At 61.4% G+C, this 25,071-nt stretch carries 24 protein-coding genes; 13 read left to right on the forward strand and 11 right to left on the reverse strand.

Annotated features, from left to right (window positions below):
- The first annotated feature begins 398 nt into the window (after positions 1-398).
- On the forward strand, positions 399-1,775 hold the full coding sequence (locus tag NKJ84_RS18905) for an aspartate aminotransferase family protein (RefSeq protein WP_352507715.1): 1,377 nt from the start codon (positions 399-401) through the stop codon (positions 1,773-1,775).
- A 193-nt stretch (positions 1,776-1,968) separates the two neighbouring features.
- Here the strand turns inward: NKJ84_RS18905 and NKJ84_RS18910 are convergent, their stop codons facing one another.
- The 6 genes from NKJ84_RS18910 to NKJ84_RS18935 form a co-directional block, all read right to left on the reverse strand.
- Positions 1,969-2,295 carry an HVO_A0114 family putative DNA-binding protein gene (locus tag NKJ84_RS18910; protein ID WP_352507717.1) on the reverse strand — a complete coding sequence of 109 codons (327 nt, stop codon included), beginning with the start codon at positions 2,293-2,295 and terminating at the stop codon, positions 1,969-1,971.
- Between the two features lie 62 nt (positions 2,296-2,357).
- Positions 2,358-2,708 (reverse strand): ribonuclease toxin HepT-like protein, encoded by a 351-nt coding sequence (locus NKJ84_RS18915; RefSeq protein ID WP_352507718.1) that lies wholly within the window; start codon positions 2,706-2,708, stop codon positions 2,358-2,360.
- 102 nt (positions 2,709-2,810) lie between these two features.
- Positions 2,811-3,131 carry a nucleotidyltransferase domain-containing protein gene (locus tag NKJ84_RS18920; protein WP_352507720.1) on the reverse strand — a complete coding sequence of 107 codons (321 nt, stop codon included), beginning with the start codon at positions 3,129-3,131 and terminating at the stop codon, positions 2,811-2,813.
- A gap of 231 nt (positions 3,132-3,362) precedes the next feature.
- Positions 3,363-3,839, reverse strand: a complete 477-nt coding sequence (locus NKJ84_RS18925; RefSeq protein WP_023718597.1) for an Lrp/AsnC family transcriptional regulator — start codon at positions 3,837-3,839, stop codon at positions 3,363-3,365.
- A 10-nt stretch (positions 3,840-3,849) separates the two neighbouring features.
- Complete coding sequence (locus NKJ84_RS18930; protein WP_352507721.1) at positions 3,850-4,923, reverse strand: tartrate dehydrogenase; 1,074 nt, start codon at positions 4,921-4,923, stop codon at positions 3,850-3,852.
- An 82-nt stretch (positions 4,924-5,005) separates the two neighbouring features.
- Positions 5,006-6,331: an NAD(P)/FAD-dependent oxidoreductase gene (locus NKJ84_RS18935; RefSeq protein ID WP_352507722.1), complete on the reverse strand. Its 1,326-nt coding sequence runs from the start codon at positions 6,329-6,331 to the stop codon at positions 5,006-5,008.
- Positions 6,332-6,488: 157 nt separating this feature from the next.
- Here NKJ84_RS18935 and NKJ84_RS18940 point away from each other — a divergent pair, with 157 nt between their 5' ends.
- The 6 genes from NKJ84_RS18940 (at position 6,489) to NKJ84_RS18965 (ending at position 13,765) form a co-directional block, all read left to right on the forward strand.
- Positions 6,489-6,677: a hypothetical protein gene (locus NKJ84_RS18940; protein WP_352507723.1), complete on the forward strand. Its 189-nt coding sequence runs from the start codon at positions 6,489-6,491 to the stop codon at positions 6,675-6,677.
- A 432-nt stretch (positions 6,678-7,109) separates the two neighbouring features.
- Positions 7,110-8,774, forward strand: coding sequence for an ABC transporter ATP-binding protein (locus NKJ84_RS18945; protein WP_352507724.1), 1,665 nt, complete (start codon positions 7,110-7,112; stop codon positions 8,772-8,774).
- Positions 8,775-8,797: 23 nt separating this feature from the next.
- Positions 8,798-10,468: a peptide ABC transporter substrate-binding protein gene (locus NKJ84_RS18950; protein ID WP_352507725.1), complete on the forward strand. Its 1,671-nt coding sequence runs from the start codon at positions 8,798-8,800 to the stop codon at positions 10,466-10,468.
- Positions 10,469-10,550: 82 nt separating this feature from the next.
- Positions 10,551-11,501: an ABC transporter permease gene (locus NKJ84_RS18955; RefSeq protein ID WP_352507726.1), complete on the forward strand. Its 951-nt coding sequence runs from the start codon at positions 10,551-10,553 to the stop codon at positions 11,499-11,501.
- A gap of 32 nt (positions 11,502-11,533) precedes the next feature.
- The gene (locus NKJ84_RS18960; protein WP_352507767.1) at positions 11,534-12,412 is read left to right on the forward strand and encodes an ABC transporter permease; all 879 of its coding nucleotides are present in this window, start codon (positions 11,534-11,536) and stop codon (positions 12,410-12,412) included.
- A 102-nt stretch (positions 12,413-12,514) separates the two neighbouring features.
- Positions 12,515-13,765 (forward strand): NAD(P)/FAD-dependent oxidoreductase, encoded by a 1,251-nt coding sequence (locus NKJ84_RS18965; RefSeq protein ID WP_502899792.1) that lies wholly within the window; start codon positions 12,515-12,517, stop codon positions 13,763-13,765.
- Between the two features lie 141 nt (positions 13,766-13,906).
- On the opposite strand, the gene NKJ84_RS18970 is transcribed toward NKJ84_RS18965, so the two are convergent.
- On the reverse strand, positions 13,907-14,845 hold the full coding sequence (locus tag NKJ84_RS18970) for an ornithine cyclodeaminase family protein (RefSeq protein WP_352507728.1): 939 nt from the start codon (positions 14,843-14,845) through the stop codon (positions 13,907-13,909).
- Positions 14,846-14,899: 54 nt separating this feature from the next.
- Between NKJ84_RS18970 and NKJ84_RS18975 the strand changes: the two genes are divergently transcribed.
- From NKJ84_RS18975 to fghA, 6 genes are all read left to right on the forward strand, one after another.
- Entirely contained in the window at positions 14,900-15,937 is a 1,038-nt protein-coding gene (locus tag NKJ84_RS18975; RefSeq protein ID WP_352507729.1) for a GNAT family N-acetyltransferase, read from the forward strand.
- 11 nt (positions 15,938-15,948) lie between these two features.
- Complete coding sequence (locus tag NKJ84_RS18980) at positions 15,949-17,127, forward strand: alanine racemase (RefSeq protein ID WP_352507730.1); 1,179 nt, start codon at positions 15,949-15,951, stop codon at positions 17,125-17,127.
- Positions 17,128-17,183: 56 nt separating this feature from the next.
- Positions 17,184-18,458 carry an NAD(P)/FAD-dependent oxidoreductase gene (locus NKJ84_RS18985; protein ID WP_352507731.1) on the forward strand — a complete coding sequence of 425 codons (1,275 nt, stop codon included), beginning with the start codon at positions 17,184-17,186 and terminating at the stop codon, positions 18,456-18,458.
- The gene (locus tag NKJ84_RS18990; RefSeq protein WP_352507732.1) at positions 18,455-19,909 is read left to right on the forward strand and encodes an aldehyde dehydrogenase family protein; all 1,455 of its coding nucleotides are present in this window, start codon (positions 18,455-18,457) and stop codon (positions 19,907-19,909) included. Before NKJ84_RS18985 ends, NKJ84_RS18990 begins: the two co-directional genes overlap by 4 nt.
- Positions 19,910-20,188: 279 nt before the next feature.
- Complete coding sequence (locus NKJ84_RS18995) at positions 20,189-20,407, forward strand: hypothetical protein (RefSeq protein ID WP_352507733.1); 219 nt, start codon at positions 20,189-20,191, stop codon at positions 20,405-20,407.
- 369 nt (positions 20,408-20,776) lie between these two features.
- Entirely contained in the window at positions 20,777-21,628 is an 852-nt protein-coding gene (gene fghA / locus NKJ84_RS19000; protein WP_352507768.1) for an S-formylglutathione hydrolase, read from the forward strand.
- A gap of 22 nt (positions 21,629-21,650) precedes the next feature.
- Here fghA and pqqE read toward each other — a convergent pair whose 3' ends face one another.
- Genes pqqE through pqqB form a run of 4 tightly spaced genes read right to left on the reverse strand, consistent with a single transcriptional unit; the run spans position 21,651 to position 24,752 of the window.
- Complete coding sequence (gene pqqE / locus NKJ84_RS19005; protein WP_352507735.1) at positions 21,651-22,772, reverse strand: pyrroloquinoline quinone biosynthesis protein PqqE; 1,122 nt, start codon at positions 22,770-22,772, stop codon at positions 21,651-21,653.
- The gene (gene pqqD, locus NKJ84_RS19010) at positions 22,769-23,065 is read right to left on the reverse strand and encodes a pyrroloquinoline quinone biosynthesis peptide chaperone PqqD (protein ID WP_352507736.1); all 297 of its coding nucleotides are present in this window, start codon (positions 23,063-23,065) and stop codon (positions 22,769-22,771) included. Before pqqD ends, pqqE begins: the two co-directional genes overlap by 4 nt.
- A complete protein-coding gene (gene pqqC / locus NKJ84_RS19015) occupies positions 23,062-23,817 on the reverse strand; it encodes a pyrroloquinoline-quinone synthase PqqC (RefSeq protein WP_352507737.1) in 756 nt (251 codons plus the stop codon). The genes pqqD and pqqC overlap by 4 nt, the downstream gene beginning before the upstream one ends.
- Complete coding sequence (gene pqqB, locus NKJ84_RS19020; protein WP_352507738.1) at positions 23,814-24,752, reverse strand: pyrroloquinoline quinone biosynthesis protein PqqB; 939 nt, start codon at positions 24,750-24,752, stop codon at positions 23,814-23,816. The genes pqqC and pqqB overlap by 4 nt, the downstream gene beginning before the upstream one ends.
- Between the last annotated feature and the right edge of the window lie 319 nt (positions 24,753-25,071).

Consider the following 25,071-nt stretch of genomic DNA (forward strand, 5'->3'; position numbering starts at 1 on the left):
CGCGTGCCTTTAACAGCAAGGATCATAATGAGGACCGCAGAAGACTAGTCGCCGCATTCGAGCGCCCTGAAGCAGATTGTTTTGTATTGCGTGAGAGCTTTGGCAGGGAGTTGCGCCTGAGTTCGTTTTCGAGCTTCGGCGGGAGCGCGATCTCTCAGCCGTGCTGGCATAAGATGCGGTGCCAGCGGCAAAGGAAAGTCAAAACGCCCATCGCTCAGGTTCTGGTCGGGAGGAACTGCTGTCCGCGGCGGCCTATCTTCGGCCTAGGCGAATTCAGGCCCGAAATGATCCGTGACCGCGCAGCAGATCACGCTGGAAAACGAGCTGAAGGACGAAACCGCACCACACCGGACTTACGCTCTCGTAAGTCAGGCCCTACGCTGAATCGGAGGAAGCAAATGCTGGCAAACTCACTGATCGAACTCGATCGCGCACATCTGGTTCACCCGTTTTCATGCTATCGGAGCCACGAGAAGACGGGCGTGCGGGTGCTCAAATCCGCCAAAGGCGCAACCGTGACCGATGCAAGCGGGAAAACCCTGCTGGACGGATTCGCCGGCCTATGGTGTGTAAATATCGGATATGGCCAGGAAAGCGTCATTGAAGCAGCGGCAAAGCAGCTAAGAGAACTTCCCTATGCGACGGGATATTTCGGGCTCGGATCCGAGCCTGCCATTCGCCTTGCTGCCAGGCTTGCCGAGTTGGCGCCCGGCGATTTGAACCATGTCTATTTCACGCTTGGCGGCTCCGACGCAGTCGACAGTACGATCCGCTTCATTCGCTATTACTACCATGCCAAGGGTACGCCGCAAAAGGACCAGTTCATCTCGGTGGAGCACGGCTACCATGGATCCTCGACGGCAGGGTCAGGTCTGACCGCGATCCCGGCTTTTCACGCAGGTTTCGGCGTGCCTTACGACTGGCAGCACAAGATTCCCTCCCACTACGCCTATCGCAATCCAGTCGGTTCCGATCCGCAGGCGATCATCGGCGCATCGGTCGCGGCCCTGCGGGCCAAAATTGCAGAACTCGGCGCGGGCCGCGTTGCGGCCTTCTACGCCGAACCAATCCAGGGTTCGGGCGGTGTCCTCGTTCCACCGACAGGTTGGCTGAAGGCTCTGCACGCCGTGTGCAAGGAAAACGACATTCTGTTCATTGCCGACGAAGTTATCACTGCGTTTGGCCGCACAGGCCCTCTCTTCGCCTGTGAGGAAGACGAGGTCGTGCCGGATTTCATGACCACGGCGAAGGGACTGACCTCGGGCTACGTGCCGATGGGCGCCGTCTTCATGTCGGACCATGTGTACAATACGATCGCGGACGGAGCCGGCAAAGCGGCTGTCGGCCATGGCTATACCTATTCGGCCCATCCCGTGAGCGCGGCGGTCGGGCTCGAATGTCTGCGTCTCTATGAAGATGGCCTGCTCGAGAATGGGCGGAAGGTGGGGAAGCGGTTGATGGAAGGCCTTCGCTCGCTCGCCGACCACCCGCTGGTTGGCGACGTTCGCGGTCGCGGCATGCTGGCAGCAATCGAGTTGGTCACCGACAAGGCACGCAAGACACCGCTGCCGGCGGCGGCCGATCCGGGGCGCCGCATCTTCGAGCGCGCGTGGGCGAACGGCCTTGTCATCCGCGCCTTCAACAGCGGCATCCTCGGCTTTGCGCCGCCGCTCTGCTGCACCGAGGACGATATTGATGGAATCCTCGAACGCACGCGGATGACGCTGGACCAAACCCTCGAAGATAAGGATGTGCGGGCAGCGATGAAGGCATGATCAGCGGGCGCATTGCATTGACCAGGGCTAAACTCACGCCGCCCGGGTCTTTCGCATGTGTCCCGGCCTAAGTATCAGCCCAGACGCTTCTTTCTCCGCTGTACGAACGCTTGGCTCGGCGTCACCGAGGCTTCACGTCCGCCACTTGCCAAACCTGGTCAGCGGCGCACCCACTGATCGACTTTTGCCCCTGTCACCCATCGCGCAGCAAAGATGATGGTCGGGCGATTTGTCTCCACGAATCGTCGTCCTCGCATCGGCCATTCTGAAGCTCAGCGAGGTCGATCGTGACTCGTTGCACGGCGAGTTCGGGTCTCTTCGGCCTGGAGCCCGCCATTGAGACAATTCCCGCCCGCTCAAGGGCCGCCAAGGAGCGGGATACGTTCGGCTGCGGACGCGCCGCCAACCTGCACAGCTCCGTGATGCTTTGCGGTCGATACCGATGGATCAGCGCCACCAGCCGACAATTCTCAGGGGTCAACGCCCGCAGAATCTCTTCCGGCGCACACGACTGAGCCATTGTTCAGGGACCACCCGGCCCCCTGAGCCGTCGCCGCCGCCATCACTGTCGTGCGTGTTTTCCTAAGTAAGAGTGCTTTCCAGGTGAACAATGGCCTCGAGGAAAGACGGAAATGCCTCTTTTACCCTGTCGAGGCTTTCCTGCACCTTGTCGGTTTTCAGGTCAAAACCGTACCGATGCCTCACCAGGTGACGGAATCCGTTTAACTCACTCAAGGACTGATAAAGCTCGGGGTCGAGCACAGCCGGCCGGATGCCTGCAATTTCCGCCGACATCTGATCGAGCACGTCCTGGTGCATCGTAGGCCCTTGGAGAACGAGGCCGTCTATGTCGTTGGAGAGGCTGAGCAGGATGTCCTCGATGCTGTTGTAGACATTGTGGACTCCCAGCGAACTGCTGCGATCGCGCCCCATTTGCCGAGTGACAGCTCACTCCGATTCGCCAGATATTCCTCGCTTGCTGCAGTTCCTTCGCAGCGGTCGATTTTTGGCGACAGTTTTGCGAACGCCGGATGCTTAAACGCTGCCATTAAGCAATTCCTGCACTCGTTCGGACGAAACGTCTGAGGCAAAGATCAGGTCATAAGGAATGTTCGTTCCCCGAAGCTGGTCTGCGACCAAGCGCTCCACCATGGCCCGGCGCGCGGGATCAGTGCGTCCGTGCACCAGCAGATCTACGTCAGAGTGGACGCGGAAACGGTTTTTCGCGAGGGATCCGACAACAGAGATATCGACGCCGCGGGCTTTGGCGTTCCGGAGAATACGCGATACACAGGCTTGCGCAGTCATCCGGCGATCGTCAGCTCTTCGGTGGATCAAAGTGTCAATCTTGTTCATCTTTTCGCCTGTTGCCTTTGCTCCAACTGTGACCCGAGGGGAGATTGTCGCAACTCCGCAAGCTGTGCGCGCTACCTGCCTATACATGATTCATATTCACGCCATTTGACGACAGGGTGGCAATGACGGCCTCCCCCGAAACGGACATCGTCATTCGACAAATGCCGCGCGCAACAAGATGGAGCTTGGCACGAGCGCCCGCTGCTTGAGGACCGAGCCGGAGCTGCATTCTCATTTGTCGAAAATGATGTCGAGAGGCAAATGGGATTTCACGATCGGTGACTTCAGCACGACGAAGCTGAAATATTTGTCGATTCCGATATCCAATTCGATCATGCGCTCCATAATCGTCTGGTACTCGCTGATGCCTGCTGTGACAAACTTCACAAGATAGTCGTATCCGCCTGAAACCAGATGGCATTCGATGACCGAATCGACTTTCTGAATTGCGGTGAGAAATCTCGCGAAGTCGTTCTGTTGATGGTGCTTGAGCGTGACTTCGGTGAAGATGGTTAGAGTCTGTCCGAGCTTGGACACATCGATCTGGGCGGAATAGCCGGTGATGAAGCCTTCCGCCTGAAGCTTCTTCACCCGCATCAGGCAAGGGCTCGGCGAAAGGTTGACAAGGTCGGCAAGCTCGACATTCGTGACTCGCCCGTTCTTTTGCAGTTGGGATAAGATCTTGATGTCGATCTTGTCGAGCTTCATTGGAAACCTGTCACATGTTCGAACCGCGGATCGCTCGGCAGACGGCGTCCGTCACTTCCTGCGTGGTCGCTGTCCCTCCCACGTCCGGCGTCAGCACGCCTTCACTCGTCACCGTTTCCACAGCGCTCATCAACCGCACGGCCGCTGCGCTCTCGCCCAGATGTTCGAGCATCTGGGCAGCGGTCCAGAAGGTGGCGACCGGGTTGGCAATACCCTTGCCGGCGATGTCGAATGCCGAGCCGTGAATTGGCTCGAACATCGAGGGATAGCGACGCTCGGGATCAATGTTGGCGGTCGGTGCAACGCCGAGACTGCCCGCGAGCGCGCCTGCAAGGTCCGACAATATGTCGGCGTGAAGATTGGTGGCGACGATCGTATCGAGGCTCCGAGGTTTCAACGTCATACGCACTGTCATAGCATCGACTAGCATCTTGTCCCACGCGACGTCAGGGAACTCTTGCGCCACCTCGGCTGCGATTTCGTCCCACATTACCATCCCGTGACGCTGAGCGTTGGATTTCGTAACCACGGTCAGGAGCTTTCGCGGCCGTGACTGCGCCAGCCGGAATGCATAGCGCATGATGCGGGTGACGCCGACGCGCGTGAAGATCGCGACCTCGGTTCCGACCTCCTCGGGGAGGCCGCGATGGGCGCGGCCGCCGTGGCCCGAATACTCGCCCTCGGAATTCTCCCGCACGATCACCCAATCCAGATCGCCAGGGCCAACACCCGCCAGAGGCGAAACAATCCCGGGCAATATTCTTGTTGGCCGCACGTTCGCGTATTGATCAAAGCCTTGGCAAATCGGCAGCCGGAGGCCCCAGAGCGTGATATTGTCGGGCAAGTCGGGAGCGCCTACCGCGCCAAAGAAGATGGCGTCGAAGCGCTTCAGTTGCGCCACGCCATCTTCGGGCATCATCCGACCATGGGCCTTGTAGTAATCCGAGCCCCAGTCGAAGTGCTGGACGCGCAGCTTGAAGTCGCCGCAGCGTTGCTGCAGCGCCTCAAGCGCCTGGAGACCTGCGGCAATGACCTCTGGCCCGATCCCGTCGGCAGGAATGGCGGCAATCTCATATTCGCGCATCGTCAGTTCCCTGTTTTTGGTGCTGGCCGCATGGTGCCTCAATCTCGTGTGCGACCGATTGTACCTTGGCAAGACGGTCTTCTCAGAATTCAGCGACCTTGCCCCACGCAGCGGTCTTCAGACGCTCGGGCCTATAAGGACGCGGATCGACAATAGGCTCGCTGCCTGCGATGATGTCGGCGATCATATGCCCCGCACCGGGGCCAATCCCGAAGCCGTGACCGCTGAATCCCGCCGCCAGGATGAAGCCCGGAATCCCCTCCACTTCGCCGACTGCGGGAATGCCGTCGGGTGTACTGTCGATATAACCCGCCCACACATCGGAGATCGCCACCCGTTGGAGTTCGGGGATCAATTCGCAGGCTCTCCGATATGTCAGCCGAATCTGCCCCATGTCGGGCTTCGGGTCGAGAATCCGGTTCCGTTCCATTGGCGTGATGTCGTCGAGGGTCCATTTGCGCAGGCTTTCGTGGCCCTGACGCCAGCCCTCGAAGGCGCCCGGGGCGAGATTGCGCCAGCGGCGGGCGAACATAGGTACAAACTCACGGCTGAACCTGAACTGTTGCGGCGTTGGATCGACACGCGCCCGCCCGCTGATCGCCAGCGTGTATCCACCGTTGCTGCGCCGCGTCAGAGAGATGCGAGCGGTATGCAGGGCATCTGGCAGACCGTTTGCGCCTGGCGCCACGGCCAGAATGGACTGACGCACGGCAGCTTGCGGAAAACGCACACCGAGCTGGTTGCAGAAGGAAGACGCCCACGCGCCCCCGGCCATGACCACGGTCTTTGTCCGGATGCTACCCGCTTCGGTCACGACAGCGCTCACCCGGCCGGCGCTCAATTCCAGCCCGCGCGCCGCGCAGTGCTGATGTACGGTGCCTCCCGCCGCCATGATGCCGCGCGCTGCAACCGGCACTGCCTTGGAAGGGTCCGCCGTTCCGTCGGTTGGCGAGAACACGCCACCTTTCCATTTGCGGCGCGTCGCTCTGCCCCGTTCGGTGGCTTCTTCCGCGCTCAGCATGTGCGTGGTGACGCCGACCGTTCTCGCAAAATCGCGCCACTTCGCCCAGCCTGCCAGCTCATTTTCGTCTTGTGAGAGATAGAGGAGCCCGCAGCGGCGAAAGCCGGTGTCTTGGCCGGTCTCCTGTGCTACCTTCTCCCAGAGGTCGAGGCTCTTGGTCGCCATCGGCAGCTCACGCGCATCGCGGTTCTGCTGGCGGCACCAACCCCAGTTGCGGCTGGACTGCTCGGCCGCGATACGCCCCTTCTCGACCAGGGCGACCTTGAGGCCGCGGCGCGCCAGATAGTAAGCGCTGAACACGCCCACCACCCCGCCGCCGATGACGACGACGTCCGCCTCGCGAGGGAGGGAAGGGCTGCAGTCGATGTGCATGAGCGGCGCGGGCATGGATGGGACTCCGGTAATTTGAACCATCCTAACCTGCCGCCCGCAGAGGCAGACTGCGGAGTTTGTGCCTGGACGGAATTTCCTGCGTTTAGCAGCCCCCAGGACAGGCAATTATTGCGCTAAGAGCTCGCTGCGTGGGCAAGCTGGAGTACATTTCATGCAGTCGCGTCATCTGCGGCATGGGCGGCATACGGCGCAGTCGTCGACCTTGATCGGCAGCGCCTTGGCCGACATTGCGATGGGCCGCACGGTCACCAATCCGTTTGGGCGCCATGGCCCGCAAATGGTGTCGATGTACACCGGAAATCTTTGGTCCTATCCCTCATGGCCACGTATTGCCGAATAAAGGATATGGTTGCCTGATCCCGGTTTCCGCGCCGAAACGGGAACAGAGTGAAATGCCGAACTGGATGTTCTTTTCAGAAGTTCCTGCCGCGCGAGGGCCAAGTTTCGAAGACTCTGCGGAAACAGAACAGTCAGACTGGCTGCAAGAACGGAGCAACCCTTCCTTTTGGCAGGCAGGCTCCAGAGGACATTCGACAGGCAAGGCTTGCTCCTTCGGAGAGTTCTCCAAGAAAAAGGGAACAGAGTCCGGTACACGGATCGGATTTCATAAGGGAGCCGCCAGGATGAGCAGAACCCGTCTCTCGCAGCCTCAGCGCGCGAAGCGCCGAGAACGCCGGACTACGGCCGCTAGGGTGAGGCGCTTCTGCTCAAAGGGCGATGAAGCGGTCCGCAACAGGGTGGACGCGCTCGGTTGAAAGGGGAGGTGATCTCGATGATCGCAAGCATCCAGGCTGTAGCCCCCCACGATGTGGCGCTTTCGGTGCGCGACCTCACAGTGAATTTGCCGCAAGGCATGGAACGGACCCATGCTGTCAAGGATATTTCCTTCGATCTGAAACGCGGCCAGATCCTTTGCATCATAGGCGAGTCCGGATCGGGTAAGTCGGTGACGGCGAACGCGATCATGGGGCTTCTGCCGAAGGTGATCCGGCTCTCATCGGGTGTCATCCAGCTGGAAGGGATGAACATCGTCGGCATGTCGCCAGACAAGCTGCGCAACCTGCGTGGACGGGTCGTGTCGATGATCTTTCAGGACCCGCTCTCGGCGCTCAATCCCCTGATGACGGTGGGCGCGCAGATTGACGAGGTCATGGCAGCGCACGGCTTCGGCACGCCACAAACCTGTCGCAACCGCGCAATCGAACTGCTCACTGAAGTAGGCCTGCCAGATCCCGAACTCATGTATTACCAGTACCCGTTCCGGCTTTCGGGCGGGCAGCGGCAGCGCGTCATGATCGCCATGGCCTTGGCGCTTGAGCCGACGGTGCTGATTGCCGATGAGCCGACCACCGCGCTCGACGTCACCACCCAGGCTCAGATCCTGCAACTGATCCGTGACATTCAGCGGCGCAAGGGCATGAGCGTGATGTTCATCACCCACGATTTCGGCGTGGTGGCCGAGATCGCCGACAGCGTCGTGGTGATGGAAAAGGGCCATGTCGTCGAACAAGGCAGCGCCGAGCAGGTGTTGAAGTCGCCCAAGCACCCTTATACCCAGCGCCTGATCGCAGCCGTACCGCATTTGACCGGCGAAGATCGCCCCCGTCCGGACGCTGCCAGCAAGGAGCCGATCCTGAAGGTTGAGGGTCTGGTGAAGACCTATCGCGGTGGCAGCGCGCTGTTCGGCGCGCAACGGACTGTGACAGCGGTCAACGAGGTTTCGTTCGAACTGGCGCCCGGCCGCACGCTTGGGGTCGTAGGCGAGAGCGGTTCGGGGAAATCGTCGCTGGGCCGGCTGCTGATCAAGCTGCTGGACAATGACGGCGGCGAGATCTTGTTTCAAGGCTGTGACATAGCCAAGCTTTCCGAAGCGAAGTTCCGCCCGCTTCGACCGCGGATCCAGATGATCTTCCAGGATCCCTTCGCTTCTCTGAACCCACGCTCGACGGTCGGTCACATCATGACGGTAGGCCCGCTGGCGCACGGGATGCCTTATGTCCAAGCGCGCGATGAAGCGCGTGCGCTTCTGGCCCATGTCGGTCTCGATGCCGGCGCTTTTGGCCGCTACCCGCACGAGTTCTCGGGTGGGCAACGCCAGCGCATCGGCATCGCTCGTGCGCTGATGTTCAAGCCGAAGCTGTTGATTGCCGACGAGGCGGTCTCCGCACTCGACGTGTCGATCCAGGCACAGATCCTGCAGCTTCTGGACCAGATCCAGCGCGAGACGGGCGTGTCGATGGTCTTCATCACGCACGACCTGCGCGTCGCCAGCCAGATCTGCGACGAAATCGCAGTGATGCAGAAGGGCCGGATCGTCGAGCGCGGACCGCCCTCGCAAATATTCCTGAACCCGCAAGCAGCCTACACGCGCCAACTGGTAGCGGCGATTCCAGGAGAGCGGCCGGGCAATGCCCGTCCAGTAGCAGCAAACGCATAAGAAATAACAAGAGAGGAACTACCATGACCAAAAATTCATCGACTACGTCCAACTACTCGAGGCGCGAAGCGCTGCGACTGATGGCGATAGGTGGGGCTGCAGGCCTCATCGCGCCCAATCTGTTGGGCAAGCCCGCCTTCGCCAAGACCCCTCCGGCAGGGCCGGCCGGGCGCGTCGTCGTCGGCCTCTCCCAAGAGCCGACCGTGTTCAATCCGCTGATGGCGCATATCGAAGTCGATGACGCGATCCATTTCTCGGTTTTCGACGCGCTGGTCCGCATGGATCCCCAAGGTGGCCTACATCCAAACCTCGCGGCCGAGGTGCCAAGCCAGAAGAACGGCGGCATTTCGGAGGACGGTCTCAACTGGCGCATCCGGTTGCGTGACAATGCCCGCTGGCACGACGGTGAGCCCTTCACGGCCGAAGACGTGAAATTCACCCTTGAGCTCATCACGAACCCGAAGTTTCGGGCTTGGCGCACGAGCGGCCATTCGCTCGTGCAGGACATCACAGTGGTTTCGCCCACCGAGATCACATGGCGGATGAAGGAGGCCTTCGCGCCCTATCTTTCGTTCTTGGCCGAAACCTTCATCGTGCCCAAGCACATTCTGGGGAAAGAAGCCGATCCGAATACAGCCGCGTTCAACCAGGCGCCGGTCGGCACCGGAGCATTCAAATGGGGCCAGCGTGTTGCGGGCGATCATATCGAGCTCGTCGCCAATCCTGAGTACGCCGGCGAAGGTCCCTATGTCGAGCAGCTCATCTTCAAATACATCCCCGACATGACCGTGCTCTACACTCAGTTCAAGAGCGGCGACGTGGACCTTGTCGATCAGTCGTTCATCACCGCCGACCATTATACTGAAGCCCGCGAACTACCAGACCGCGTAGTGACACTGGAGACAGGGGCATCCCTGGAGTCGATCTACCTCAATTTGGGCCGCCCGCAGTTCAAGGACCTGGCAGTGCGCCAGGCGCTCTACGCCGCGTTGGACAGGAAGGCGATTGTCGACACGATCTATTACGGGGTGGGTACCCTCACCGAGACCTTCATGCCGAAGGAGTCCTACTACTATGACCCGAACCTGCCGGTTCAGGAATTCAATCTGGACCGGGCGCGCCAAATCCTTGATGAGGCCGGGTGGGTGCCGGGGCCGGATGGAATCCGGGCCAAGGATGGGGTGCGACTGTCCTTCTCCAACTCGACAACTTCCGGCAACAACCTGCGCGAGCAGACGCAGCAGTTCCTGCAGCAGACGTTTGCCGAGATAGGCGTCGAGATGACCATCTCGAATTTGCCGGCTGCAGTCATGTGGGGCGAGTTCTGGCTGAAATCGCAATTCGACACCGCCATGGTGGGCGTCACCTATCTGATTGCCGCCGACCCCGACGCCACAAACCGGCTCCATACGAAGGCAATCGCCGCTCAAGGCGGACACGGTTCGAACACCGGGCAATATTCCAATCCTGAGGTCGATGCCCTGCTCGAAAAGGGTGCTCGCAGCTTCGATCCGGAAGAACGGCGCGCGATCTATAATCGTGTGCAGGAAGTCGTGCGCCACGATCTGCCCTTCCTGCCGCTGTTCGCGTACACAATCGTCCTCGGGCGCAAGAAGGGGCTGGACGGCTTCGAGCCCAACGCCAACACCCGCACCGCGTCGTGGAATGCCGCGGCCTGGAAGTGGAAGGCCTAGACGCAGTTGCCGCCGCCCAGCCCGATTCCGCCGCGGCGGCGGCAACAGACTAAAATCATCAACCCACAATGGAGGGACTCGAATGCGCGGCTTCCTGCTCAATCGCCTCTTGCAGAGCCTGGTGCTGCTTGTGATCGTTTCGATCATCGGCTTCGGCATTCTGAATCTCCTTCCCGGCGGCCCGCTAGCCCAATTCGGGCTTGATCCCGGAATGACCCAGCAGGATATCGAGCGTCTCAAGGGGCTGCTGGGCCTCGATCGCCCTATATGGATCCAATATCTGGACTGGGCATGGCGGCTGGTGCGGGGCGACTGGGGCCACTCCTTCCGCGACGGAGCGCCGGTCTTGGAGGTCATCGGCAGCCATCTCTTTGCCACGCTGCTGCTGATGGGTTCCTCAACCGTGATTGCAATCTCCATTGGCGCCTGGATCGGAATCCGCGGCGCCACGCGCCGCTACTCGCTGTTCGACTATCTTGCAACTGTCGGCGCCATGGTCGCGTTGTCGGTCCCCACCTTCTGGTTCGGACTCGTCGGCATCTACGTCTTTTCCCTGAAGCTGGGCTGGCTGCCCGCGGGCAATATGTCCGAGATCGGCGATGCCTCGATCCTGGGCTATCTCCACCATCTGATCCTGCCAAGTATCGTGCTGTCGCTGGTCCATGTCGCGATCTGGAGCCGCTACATGCGGACGGCGACTCTCGACGCCATTAGCCAGGATTTCGTCAAGACGGCCCGGGCCAAAGGCTTGAGTGAACGCCGGATTCTGATGAAGCATGTCGTCGGCAACGCACTTTTGCCGATGATTACCTTGGCCGGGATGCAGCTTCCCAGCGTCCTCACTGGCGCACTCGTGACCGAAACCGTCTTTACCTGGCCAGGAATGGGACGGTTGTTCCTCGATAGCCTTGGTTACAGCGACTATCCGGTTGTGATGGGGCTACTGATGTTCTCCGCCATCCTCGTTCTGCTTGGAAACCTGATCGCCGACATTGTCGTCGCTATTGTCGATCCGCGCATTCGCCTGGCTTGAGCGCGCAACTTCCCCGACAGGAGACAGCCGATATGACCGCTCTCACCGCAAATGCAGCTCCAAGCCGATGGAGAAACAACCGTGCGGCACTTCGTTTCATGCGGCATCGCTTGGCGCTGCTTGGGTTGGCGATGATCATCTTCCTGAGCCTTGCTTGCGTCCTCGGCCCCCATCTCCTGCCTTATGACTCACTGTACATCGATCTGCGGGCCCGCTTTGCCCCTCCGCTGACGGACTACCACTTTCTAGGTACCGATCCGCTTGGCCGCGACGTGGCGGCAAGGCTTTTGATGGCGGGACGAATCTCGCTGCTGGTGGGTTTCTTTGCCATGGTTTTGTCGACGCTCATCGGCACGCTGGTCGGCGTAATTGCCGGCTATCGCGGCGGCTGGGTCGGGGCCATGCTGATGCGCACGGTCGATGGTTTCCTGTCATTCCCATCGATCTTTCTGCTGCTGGCGCTGGCTGCCGCACTGAAGCCCAGTCCTGTGATGATCACCGTCATTATCGCCCTCACCAGTTGGATGGAGGTTGCCCGCATAGTCGAAGCGGAAGTCCGCTCGTTACGAGAACGCGAGTTCGTCCTGGCCGGGCGAATGGTGGGATTGAGTGGCACCCACATCATGTTCCGCGAGATACTGCCCAACGCCATGGGGCCGATTATCGTTGCTTCCACCTTGACGGTCGCGCGCGCCATTCTCATGGAAGCCTACATCAGTTTCCTCGGCTACGGGATCCAGCCGCCACTGCCCAGCTGGGGCAACATGCTCAACGGCGCCCAGCAATATCTGGGCAGCGCACCCTGGCTGGCAATCATTCCCGGAGCTGCAATCACGATCGCGGTAACCAGTTTCAACTTCATCGGTGACGGGCTGCGTGATGCGCTCGACGTCCGAGACGACCACATCTGAAGTTTCACCGACCGTAGATCACCCCAGCGAGAAGTCAGCCCCGTGCAAGAGCCTCATATCGCCGACAAGAACACACCCTACTGGTGGGAAGCAGCGCCCGTCATGCCGCTGCCGCGGCAGCCCCTCGCAAAGAAGCTTGACGTGGCAATCGTCGGCGCCGGTTATGCCGGTCTTTCGGCCGGGCTTGTGCTGGTGCGCGAAGGACGCTCGGTCGCAGCTTTTGACGCAATGAATCCGGGCGAGGGTGCTTCCACCCGCAACGGCGGGATTACGAGCGCGAGCATCCGGCCCGACTATGCTACGATCACCCGGCGCTTCGGGGAAGAGAAAGCCATGGCGATCGAGGCCGAGGGAAAGGTCGCACGCGAATTCCTCTACGACTTCATCAAGACCGAAGGGCTCGACTGCGACTTCCGACTGGTTGGCCAATTCAAGGGCGCTTTCGGATATGAACAGTATGAGAAGATGGCGCGCGGCGCCGAGACGCTGGCGAAGAAACTGGGGATCGAGTCCTACGCGGTTCCGCATGCCGAGCAGCGAAGTTATATCGGCACCGACTTCTACCGCGGCGGAACCGTTCGGATGGACATTGGCGGGCTGCACCCCGCAAAATTCCATGCTGAGCTCCTTCGGGTGGCGCTCGCATCCGGGTTGACGGTCCATTCGCATACAGTGGTCAAGTCGATGGAGAGGAACGGTTCGGGGTTCCGCGTCGCGACTTCGGCGGGGACGGTGGACGCACGGCAGGTTCTGGTCTGTACCAACGGCTATACCGACGGCGCTGCTCCCTTCCTGCGCCGCCGCCTGGTTCCGGTCCGCAGCCGGATCATCGTCACCGAGGAACTTGCGCCCGATGTCATGGCGCAACTGATGCCGAAGCTGATGACGGTCACCGAGAACCGGCAACTCGGTTTCTATTATCGTCCCTCGCCCGACGGAAAACGTATCCTGCTGGGGGGCCGTGACAGTTCCCGCTTCGGCGATCCGGCGGCGCCGAAACTTCTCCTTCGCAAGGGCCTGGTGAACCTTTTCCCGGAGTTGGAGAACGTGCGCCTTTCGCATTGCTGGTTCGGCAATGTGGCGATGAACCGAGACATGCTGCCCCGCATCTTCGAGAAGGACGGCGTGGTCTATGCAACTGGCTTCTGCGGTTCGGGCGTGGTCTGGGCGCCATGGATTGGCATGCGTGCGGCCCACAAGTTGATGGGGCATGGCGAGCAGTCGCGCACTGCGTTCGACTTTCGACCGCCTTCGGCCGTCCCGCTCTATCGTGGCAATCCGTGGTTCATGCCGGCGATTATCCAGGGCTATCGGTTGCAGGACCGTCTCGCCTTCTGGCGCGCCAGACGCTAGTCGCCGACATCGGGCGATCCGTGGTTCATGCGGGCACCCCTTTGGCGCGCCCGCCGCTGATACGACTGCAGGATCGCGCGCGGCCACCTTGTTGCCGTGTCGAAAAATCTGTCGGGACTGGGGACTCGGTGCGAAAACTGATCAGCGGTGGGACGCCTTTGCGCGGATCAGCGCGTCGGCCATGTAGAGGTCCTGCAGGGAGATGCCGGAACTGTCGAAGACCGTGATCTCATTGTCGAAGTGGCGTCCGAGCGCACGCCTTTCAACAACGTCGCCGATTGGTGTTACCGCAAGCACGCCGGCGTCGATTTCGTCGCGCACGTGTTGGAACTCGCCGATCTGGACGGACTGGGAAAGCAGATCACAAAACAGACGTGCCTTGCGAAACAATTCGCTCGGCAATTCGCGTTTGCCCGGAGCATCCGACCCGATGCTGACGATATGGGTTCCGGGTCCCACCCAAGCGGCATCGAACAGCGGTTCGCGTGCGGGTGTCGCCGTCACCACGATGTCGGCCGTGCGCACGGCTTCTTCCGGCAAGGCAGCGCGCGCCTTCAGTCCCCTTTCGCCGATCTGATCGACAAAAGCGTCGCGCCGCGGCGAAGGCCGGGCCACGACCAGCACTGTTTCGATTGGGCGGATGCGTGCCAGCGCCATCACTTCGAAGCTCGCCTGGTTGCCGGCCCCGAAGATCGCCAGCACCTTGGCTTGCTTGCGCGCAAGAAGATCGGCCGCAACCGCGTCGGCGGCGGCCGTCCTGTAGGCGTTGACCTTCCCGGCCTCGACTACGGCACCGAGCCGACCTGTATGCTGATCGAGCAGCACGATGCTCGAGTTGTGGCGGGGAAGGCCACGTGCCGGGTTGCCCGACCAGAAGGAGCCAATTTTCACGCCGGTCAGCTCGCCCGACGAACCGGATTTGATTGAGAAGGTATTGGTCACCTCCTGTGTGCGCCCGAGAACAGCCGGAAAGACCCAGCTCTGCCGCGATGCTGCCGCCACGAGAGCCTCGCGCGCCGCCTCGAAAGCAAGTTCATGTGTGACGAGGGCGGCTGACTCCTCTTCGCTGATGTAGATCATCCAAAATTCCTCCTGGGCATCGCCGATCGGGCAACCACGAAGCTGCGATTCAAGGTGCCAGGTATTCCTCGCCCGATTTGCGCGATTTGGCATGCCGAGGAACTGCATAAAACGAATAATACCGCTGATTTGAAGGGGCAAAACAGCAGCGAAATCTGTCCGCCGGGCGCGACCCTAAGATCCGACGTCAATCCGACTCTGGATCAACTGACAGCGTTGCACCTTATGGCCTTTGAGCATGACAGAGATATCGTCAGCGCCCCGATCGAGCTGATGGAATTGGAAACCCGCCATTTGCCGGGCGCACTGAAGCTGTCGCAGGAGATGGCCTGGCCCTACCGTCAGGAGGATTGGGAATTTGCCCTGATGGTCGGCAATGGCCTGGTCCTTGAGCGGGCAGGACAGGTGATTGGCACGGCCATGTCCTGGAATTACGGACAGTCCTATGCCTCGGTCGGGATGATCATAGTTACTGGCTCCGCGCAAGGCGGTGGCAACGGCGCCCGGCTCTTTGATGGATTGCTTGAGGCGACACTCGGTCGCAACCTGCTGCTCAACTCAACCGAAGAGGGGCTGGCGCTCTACAAGCGACGCGGCTTCACTGCCTGGGGCACGGTGCTTCAGCACCAGGGCTCGCTGGCTGTCACCGTGACGCGGAGTACCCGCGACGACGTCCGTCAAGCGACAGCCTCTGACCTAGCGGCGATCCAGGCCTTCGACGAACGGGCCACAGGCATGCCCCGGCTGGCGATGGTGGCTGCGCTCGCCGATGTGGGCAACGCATTGGTCATCGAGCGTAGGGGACGGATTGCAGGCTACGCTGTCGCGAGGAGGTTTGGCCGCGGCTATGTCGTCGGCCCTTGTGCAGCCGAGAGCGACCACGACGCGCGGCTTCTGATCCTGGCCCAGCTTTCGAAGCTTCACAATCAATTCGTTCGCATCGACGTCTATGCCGAGGATGGATTGGGCGACTGGCTTGCGAGCCTTGGCCTGCAGCGGTCCGGCACTGCGACCGCCATGGTCAAAGGACAACGACCCGTCGCCGAGGGGCCAGCCCATATGTATGCGTTGGCAAACCAGTCGTTCACTTAGGAAACGAGATTATGAACAAGGTGGCCGCAAACCTGGCAGTGAGCGAGACGGCTAGGACGATCGACGCCTTGGTCACGCCGGCGCTGCTTCTCGACCGTGGGCGGCTCGGACGCAACATTCAGCGCTTGGCTGAGCGCGCCAGGAAGCTTGGCGTGGTGCTGCGCCCGCATATGAAGACGGCCAAGAGCATCGATGTCGCCCGATACCCGCTTCACCGCGAACCCGGACCGATCACGGTCTCGACCATCGCCGAGGCGGAGTATTTCGCGGGCCATGGCTTTCGAGACATGACCTATGCGGTCGGCATCTCGCCGGCCTCGGCCAAGCGGGCCATGGAGCTTTGTCGCCGCACCGGCGCTGGTGTGAAGCTGTTGCTCGATTCGGTCGAGCAGGCCGATGCCCTAGCCAGCGTCCGCGAAGCCACCGGTATGACCCCATCTGTTTTCATCGAACTGGACTGCGATGACCATCGCGGTGGCTTGAGGCCGGACGACCCGAAGTTGCTCGACGTGGCCGGCAGTGTCGTCGCGGCCAGTGCCAAACTCGTCGGCGTTCTCGCCCATGCAGGCGAATCCTATGGCTTGAACACGCCCGATGCGCTGGTCAAGGCAGGCGAGAACGAGCGTTCAGCCACGGTGCGCGCCGCTGAAATCCTGCGCGCCCATGGCCATGCCTGCCCGATCGTCAGCGTCGGCTCGACGCCGACAGCGCATTTCGCCAGCAATCTTGAGGGGGTCACGGAGCTGCGCGCCGGGGTCTACATGTTCTTCGACCTGGTCCAGCACGGCGTTGGGGTGTGCGAACTCGACGACATCGCGATTTCCGTATTGGCCACGGTGATCGGGTCCAAGCCGGAAAAGGGATGGGTGCTGGTCGACGCTGGATGGATGGCGCTTTCGCGCGACCGGGGAACCGCAAACCAGCAGATCGACCAGGGTTACGGCGTGGTCTGCGACGAAAAGGGGCGGGTGCTTGAAGATGTGATCGTGGCCCAGGCCAGCCAGGAACACGGTATCCTCGCCATTCGTGCCGGTTCTGGAAAGTCCATGCCCGAGCTGCCGCTCGGGACTCGGGTCCGGATTCTGCCCAACCATGCGTGTGCGACGGCCGCCCAGCATGATTTCTACAGCGTCGTCAACGGGGCCAGCCCCAAGATTGAAGCACGTTGGGAGCGGATGCGCGGCTGGTAGGCGCGCGACTAGGCTCGGATGTCGCCCCACTCAAATCAACACCGGTGGTCAAGAAAATGAAGTTTACCTCTTACTGGCTGGATACGTCTCAGCCGTTCAATGAAGGGTCGTCCAAACCGCTCGAAGGCCACTACGACGTGGCCATTGTGGGCGGCGGCTTGACCGGCTCCTCCGCCGCGCTGGCCCTTGCCAAAAAGGGCGCCCGGGTTGCCCTGTTGGAGGCCGAAACGATCGGCAATGCCGCGTCCGGCCGCAATGGCGGCATGTGCAACAACGGCTTTGCCCAGAACTATGCAATCATGGCTGGCAAGCACGGCAAGCCTGCCGCAAATGCGCTCTATAAGGCTTTCGACGCCGGCGTCGATATGGTCGAGCGGTTGGTGCAGGAAGAGAAGATCGACTGCAGCTTCTCCCGCGTCGGTAAGCTCAAGCTTGCCGCCAAGCCCGAGCACTACGACATGCTGGCGCGCAGCCAGGAACTACTGGCTGCCAATGTCGATCCCGACACCAGGATGATCGCGCGCGAGGACCTGCGAACCGAAGTCAGCACCAACCGCTACCATGGCGGGCTGCTCTTTCCCAAGAGCGCGGCCATGCATGTCGGCCGGTTCGTCCGGGGCCTCGCGACCGCCGCTGCCCGGCGTGGCGCAGAGGTCCATGAACGCTCGCCCGTCACTGCGATGCGAAAGGTTTCAGGCGGGCATGAGGTAACGACGCCAAAGGGCAAGATCGTCGCGCGGCAGGTCCTGTTGGCAAGCGGCATTTCCCAGGTTGGCCCGCTCGGCTGGATCCGCCGGCGCATGATCCCGGTCGGCGCATTTCTGATCGTGACCGAGCCGCTGTCGCCTTCGCAACTCGAGCGCCTCATGCCGACCCGTCGCAATGTCGTCGACACGCGCAATCTCGTTGTCTACTGGCGGCTCACGCCGGACAATCGCCTTCTGTTCGGCGGGAGGGCGCGCTTTGCCGTGTCCAACCCTCAATCCGACGAAAAAAGCGGCCGGATACTCAAGGCGGCGATGGTCGAGGTCTTTCCGGAACTGGCCGGCACCCGCATCGACTACTGCTGGGGCGGCATGGTCGATATGACCCGCGATCGTCTGCCGCGCGCCGGAGAGCGCGATGGCATCTATTACTCGATGGGCTATAGCGGACACGGGACCCAGATGTCGACGTTGATGGGCACCATCATGGCCGACGTCATGGACGGGCGCCCCGAGCTCAATCCCTGGAAGGATTTCGACTGGCCAGCGATCCCCGGTTATTTCGGGCGCCCCTGGTTCCTGCCGATTGTTGGCGCCTATTACCGCATGAAGGACCTTGTAGGGTGATGACGCCTCTCGAACACCTGGCCCGCAACGGCCACCTGGAGAAGTTCTTCATCGACGGTCAATGGGTTGAGCCGAGCGGCACCGCGACGGGCGTCGTCGTCAATCCCGCCACAGAAGAGGTTGTGAGCCAGTTTCCGCTTGGAAATGGCAAGGACGTTGACGCGGCCGTTGCAGCGGCCCGCCGGGCATTCGCCACCTGGAGTCGGACCACGCCAGAAGACCGCGCGGGTCTGCTCGGTCGCCTGCAAGCGCTGCTCGAGGCGCGCGGCGAACTGCTGGCTCAATGCCTGAGCCTCGAAATGGGCGCGGCGATCGGCTATGCGCGCAGCGCCCAGGTGCCGCTGGCGATCACGCATGTTAAGGTCGCTCGCGATGTGCTGACAGACTTTTGCTTCGTCAAGCAACGGGGGCAAACCGCCGTCACCCACGAACCGATCGGTGTCTGCGCCCTGATCACTCCGTGGAACTGGCCACTTTACCAGATCACCGCCAAGGTTTCGCCGGCGCTCGCTGCAGGCTGCACGATCGTGCTGAAGCCGAGTGAGCTTTCTCCCTTGGACGCCCTGCTATTCGCCGAGGCAATCGAGGAAGCCGGCTTCCCTGCCGGGGTTTTCAACCTCGTGCAAGGTGATGGTCCAGGCGTGGGTATGGGTCTCGCCTCCCATCCGGATGTCGACATGATCTCCATTACCGGGTCCACCCGCGCGGGCATTGCGGTGGCCCAGGCGGCAGCGACGACTGTCAAGCGCGTCGCGCAGGAGCTGGGCGGCAAGTCGCCCAACGTGATCCTGCCGGACGCAGATCTCGATCGCGCCGTTTCTCTGGGCGTATCCGCCGCCTTCCGCAATCTCGGCCAGTCATGCAGCGCCCCGACGCGCATGATCGTGCCACGCCCGCGGCTCTCCGAGATCGAGGCAATCGCCAAAAGGGCCGCAGCCCAGATTGTCATTGGCGATCCTCTTTGCGAAGCCACTACTCATGGTGCAATCGCAAACCGTGCCCAATTCGACCGCATCCAAACCATGATCGGCGTCGGCATTTCTGAGGGCGCCAGGCTCCTCACCGGTGGACCGGGCCGTGCGCACGATCTGAACGTCGGGTTCTATGTGAGGCCGACCATCTTTTCCGACGTGCGCACGACCATGCGCATTGCCCAGGACGAGGTCTTCGGGCCAGTTCTCTGCATCATCCCTTACGACACAATCGAGGAAGCCGTCACCATCGCCAACGACACGGTCTACGGTCTGGGGGCTCATGTGCAGGGCCAGGATGTGGACGCCGTCAGGGACGTGGCCTCGCGGATCCGCTCCGGCCAGGTACATCTCAACTACCCGGCCTGGGATCCGCACGCCCCGTTTGGCGGTTTCAAGCGGTCCGGAAACGGACGTGAATATGGGATCGAGGGCATGTTGGAGTATCTCGAGGTAAAATCCATCCTCGGCTATTTCTAGGCGACATCTTCGCCCAACGCAGGGGCGCCCGTGGGCCGAGCCGAGCTCCTGGACCGGCTCGCGTACGTACCTGGCAATTTGACATGGCTCTGCAGCGCTAGCCATCTGAGAAACCGGTCGAGGCCGCTAGCCAGGCTTGGTCGATCCCAAATGCCGTCGAAATTAGAGATGTCTGGCCGTAGCGGTTCAGCCGATCGAGTGTGTACGTTTTCGTACATCGAATTGGAACACAACCATGGATAGAGTACCATCACTATGGGCAGCTATGGGGAGGGTTGGATGAGTAAGGTGCAGAGGGTCAGTCCGGTAGTAGAGCAGGCAATCGCCGCAGTCCTCAATAGGGAGGATCGTGGTGACACCATCTCGGTCACGGCGACATTAAACGCAGCACGGCAAGCCGCCCCTTATCTGGTCGCATCCGACGAAGAGCTGACCGAGGCGATCGTCGAGGCAGCAACTGCCCTGGGCCTGTCCGTGGCTTTCGACGGTCGGAAATAGCGTCGGCTCACAGGGTGGCTAAGAGTCGGAAAGTTGGTGTCGTGCTTAGGAGCCCTCCTATGAGGAGGTAACTATCACCCGCAACACTTTCTTGCTCGGTCCCTGGTCACGCATGCTGCGAACCCACGCGATGACCCGTGCGTGCTCGTCCGCCATAGCCGCGTCGAACCTGCTGTCGCCGCTGAAAAGGCACGGTGCATTTGCGCAGAGCTCGTCGTCCCGGAATCATTGATGAGGTACTGGGCAGTGTTGGCCATCCCGGCTCCGATCAAGAGCCCTGCGCGCCAGCCAGCCCACCAAGGTTGCCGCGACCGCCCACGACGTCGTAGAGGCTATGGTCGGCGGTCAAAAATTGGTGGAGAAGAATATATGCCAGAGCACCTGAAACTCGTCTCGACTGCCAAGTCGCATGGCGGTGCCCAGCACGTTTACTCTCATCTGTCGACGAGCTGCTCGTGCGAAATGACGTTTGCCATTTTCGTGCCTCCGCAGGCGCGGGAAAGGCGTTGCCCCGTGGTGTGGTACCTCTCCGGACTCACCTGCACCCATGCGAATGTAATGGAAAAAGGCGAATACAGACGTATTGCCGCCAAACTTGGCTTCATCGTCGTGTGTCCCGACACCAGCCCGCGTGGTGCCGACATTCCAGATGAAAAGGACAATTGGCAGTTCGGCACCGGCGCCGGTTTCTACCTCGACGCCACGCAAGAGCCGTATGCCAAGAACTATCGCATGTATTCCTATATCGTCGAGGAACTGCCAGCCGTAATCGGGCGCGAATTTCCCGCCGATATGGCGCGCCAGTCGATCTTCGGCCATTCGATGGGCGGGCATGGCGCGCTGACGATCGCACTGAAAAATCCCGCGCGTTTCAGAAGTTGCTCGGCCTTCGCGCCGATCGTGCAACCAAGCACAGCCGGCTGGTCGAAGCCGGCTTTCCAAAAATATCTCGGCCTGGATGAGGCCTCGTGGCGGCGCTACGATGCCACTTCGCTCATCGAGGACGGATACCGTTTCCCGGAATTCCTCGTCGATCAGGGGACGTCAGACGGTTTCCTCAAGGAGGGCCTCAGGCCTTGGCTGCTCGAAGACGCGTGCTCCAAAGCAGGCATTCCGTTGAAATTGCGGATGCAGGATGACTACGATCACTCCTATTTTTTCATTTCGACATTCATGCAGGACCATATGACGTGGCATGCCGAACGGCTTTCACGAGGCTAAGTCCGTAGGAATAGGTCGGCAGTCAGGCCGGCTCGGTGACGACGCCGATACGCCGGTAGACGAACAGTTCGTCCTTCGAAGGAACCGTCGCAGCGCGCTGGGCTTCGTCGATCAGCATTGCCATGCGCGCATGGATCGGCGATTTCGCGCAAGCCGGGTCCGTCACGGCGGCGTCGCCGGCGATTGCCATCGCCTGGCAGCGGCAGCCGCCCCAGTCGATCTCGCGCCGCTCACAGTTGCGGCAGGGCTCCTGCATCCAGTCCGTGCCTCGAAAGGCATTAAATGCCGGGGAATCGGTCCAGATCGCGGCCAGGCTGCGAGGTCCAAAACGCTCGAAGCTGAGCGACGGGATGGTCTGGGCGGCATGGCATGGCAGTACGGTGCCGTCTGGCGTCACCATGAAGGCGTCGCGCGCCCAGCCGCCCATGCACGGCTTGGGATAGATGGCGAAATAATCCGGCGTGACGAAATCGATGTTCATGATGCCGGTGAGCCGTTCGCGCGCCTCCGCGACGATCTCCGCCTGCCGATCGACGGCAGCACGCTCGGGCATCAGCTGATCGCGATTGGTCAGCGCCCAGCCGGCGTACTGCACGTTGGCTATCTCGAGACGCTCCGCATCCAGCGAAAGGGCCAGATCGATGAATTCCGGTACCTCCTCGATATTGTGGCGATGGATCGGCGCGTTGATGGTAAGCGGCAAGCCGGCCGCGCGGGCGCGGCGTGCCGTTTCCAGCTTCTTTTCGTGGCTGCCCCTGTGATTGCCGATGCGCTCGGTGGTCGCCGGCCGTGCGCCTTGAAAGCTCAGTTGCAGATGGTCGAGCCCGGCTTCGGCAAATGCCTCGATACGGCCATCCGCAATGCCGACGCCGGCGGTGATCAGGTTGGTGTAGACGCCACGCGCCGAAAGCCCGGCGATCAATTGCTCAAGATCGCGACGCAGCGTCGGTTCACCGCCAGACAGATGCACCTGGAGAACGCCAAGATCGGCCGCCTGCGAGAACAAGTCGAGCCAGCTCTGCGTGTCGAGTTCGCGATTGGCCTTCAGCAATTCGAGCGGGTTGGAGCAATAGGGGCATTGCAGCGGGCAGCGATGCGTCAGTTCCGCCAGCATGCCGATCGGGGGGAGAGGGGGCTCGCTCATAGCTTCACCAGCAGCTTGTCCGACCATTCCTGCAGGAAGGCAATGACATCGGCCGCCACAGCCTCCTGTTCCGCATCATAATCTGCGGCAAGGCCGGCAACGATGTGGCCGACCGTGGACCGCCCATCGCAGCGGCGCAATATGTCGAGGCTGATGTCGTTTGGCCAGAACACCTTTTCAGGCGAAAGCACGGCGAACCCCTGGCGCACGGGGTCATACTGTATGCGCACGTGCTTCGGCAGCGATGGAACCGACTGCGGCGACACCATGGCTCTTTCGCGCAGTGCCATCATGGGGCCTCCGGACGGAAGGCGCCGGGCGGGATATTGCCCGGCTCGCCATAGGCGTGTTGAAGCGCGTCGAGCATGGCCCAGAGTATATCGCATTTGAACACGAGTGCATCGATCGCCCGCTGCTGGCGTTCCGCCGTGTCGGCATGTTCGAGCACATAGGCAAGAGCGAAGTCGGCGTCGCGTGAGGCCTGTTCGGGCCGTCGGCTGAAATAGGCCAGCGTATCCTCGGTGATGTAATCGTATCTGGCCAGCATCGCGGGTACCCGCTCGCCGATGATGAGCGGCGAGAACATCTCGGTCAGCGACGACGCGACCGCCTCCAGCAGGGTCCGGTTCGTGCAAAAGGAGAGGTAAGCGCCAACCGCAAAACGTGTCGCCGGCAGGGCCAGCCTCTCGCTCTTCACCGCGTCGGCATCCAGACCGAGCGAGGTCGCCAGGTGCAACCAGCGCGCAATACCGCCGCTCCAGCCGTCCTCGCCGTCATGATCCTCGATGCGTTTGCGCCAGGCGGCGCGAAACGCCGGATCCTCGGCATGCGCGAGGATCATGGCATCCTTGCGCGGAATGACAGCCTGATAGCAATAGCGGTTCAGCGCCCAGGCCTGCATCTCGGTCCTCGACAGCGCACCGGTGGTCATCCTGTGATGGAAAGGATGGCGGTTGTGATAGCGCTCGGCACCGACTTGCCGCAGCACGGCTTCGAGCTCTCCGGAGGACAGGCCGTTGCTGGCTGCGTGGTGGAAATCACTCAAAGGTCCATCTCCATCCCGTCGCGGGCCACTTCCCAGCCCGCCGCTTCGACTGCTGCATGCTCGGCAGAATTCTCGTCCAGAACAGGATTGGTGTTGTTGATATGGACGAAGACGCGGCGGCCGATCCTCACATCGGCCAAGCCGGCGATCGACCCCGCGTCTCCCGACATTGCCAGATGCCCCATGCGGGCACCGGTCTTTTCGCCGACGCCGGCAGCAATCATCTCGTCGTCGGTGAAGACCGTGCCGTCGAACAGAAGGCATGCGGCATCGGCTAGACGCGTGCGCAGGGTCGCATCGATGCGGGCGCAGGCGGGGATGTAGAAGACGGAGCCGCGACTGCCGGCACCGGCGATACGGACGCCGATCGTGTCGCCAGCGTCAGAGCTGAAATTCGCATCCGGCTGACCTCTTTCTTCGAGATAGAGGGCTATCTTCCCGGGCACGGGAAAGCTCTCGACAGCCACCCCGGTGTCGTGGCCGTCTGCGTCGCAGATCGCCAGTTCTTGCGCCGGCGGCAAGATGCGTCGCGGCACGAGCGCCGGATCGAGGACATTGAAAATCGAATTCGCCTCCAGCGTCGCCAGAACCTGTGTCGTTGCATAGATAGCGAAAGGCTGCCGCTCACGCAGGCTGAGCAGGCCGGCGACATGATCGACATCGGCATTGGTCAGCACCACCGCGCGAATGGGCGTCGAGCGCAGCGGCGCATCGTGCGCGGGCTGCAATTCAGGCGTTGCCGCGATCTGCTGGCGAATGTCGGGTGAGGCGTTGAACAGAACCCAGCCGACCCCATCCGCCGACGCGGCGACACTTGATTGGGTTCGCGAATACACGCCAGCCATCCCGGTGCGAGCCGCACGGCTCAGACGATAATTGCAGTTCCATTGCGGAAAGCCACCGCCGGCCGCCGATCCGATGATTCTCAAGCGCATGAAAACGCCCGCCTCGCGGCTTCTCTGACCAGCAGCCAATTTGCAGCCGCGAAAAACGTCCCGCTCGCTTTGCGTGCCTCAAAATCTTTCACGAAAATCCCATGCGGCAAGGGGATGCGTGCCCCTGTTGCCAGGGACACGCACCTCTGCGGCCTACTTCTTGGGAGTAATCTCAGCAGGCAGATACCGCGAAATTTCAAAGCCCGCAGCAACCTGACACATGGTCGGTTTTGTCCAGCTCTTCTTCATAACATTTCTCCTCTTCTACCAGCCCGAAGGGGCCGATCCGGTGGTTAGCCAACCATTGCAGGGCACCGAA

It is taken from the genome of Mesorhizobium sp. M0048 (assembly GCF_040323405.1).
Classification (GTDB): Bacteria; Pseudomonadota; Alphaproteobacteria; order Rhizobiales; family Rhizobiaceae; genus Mesorhizobium.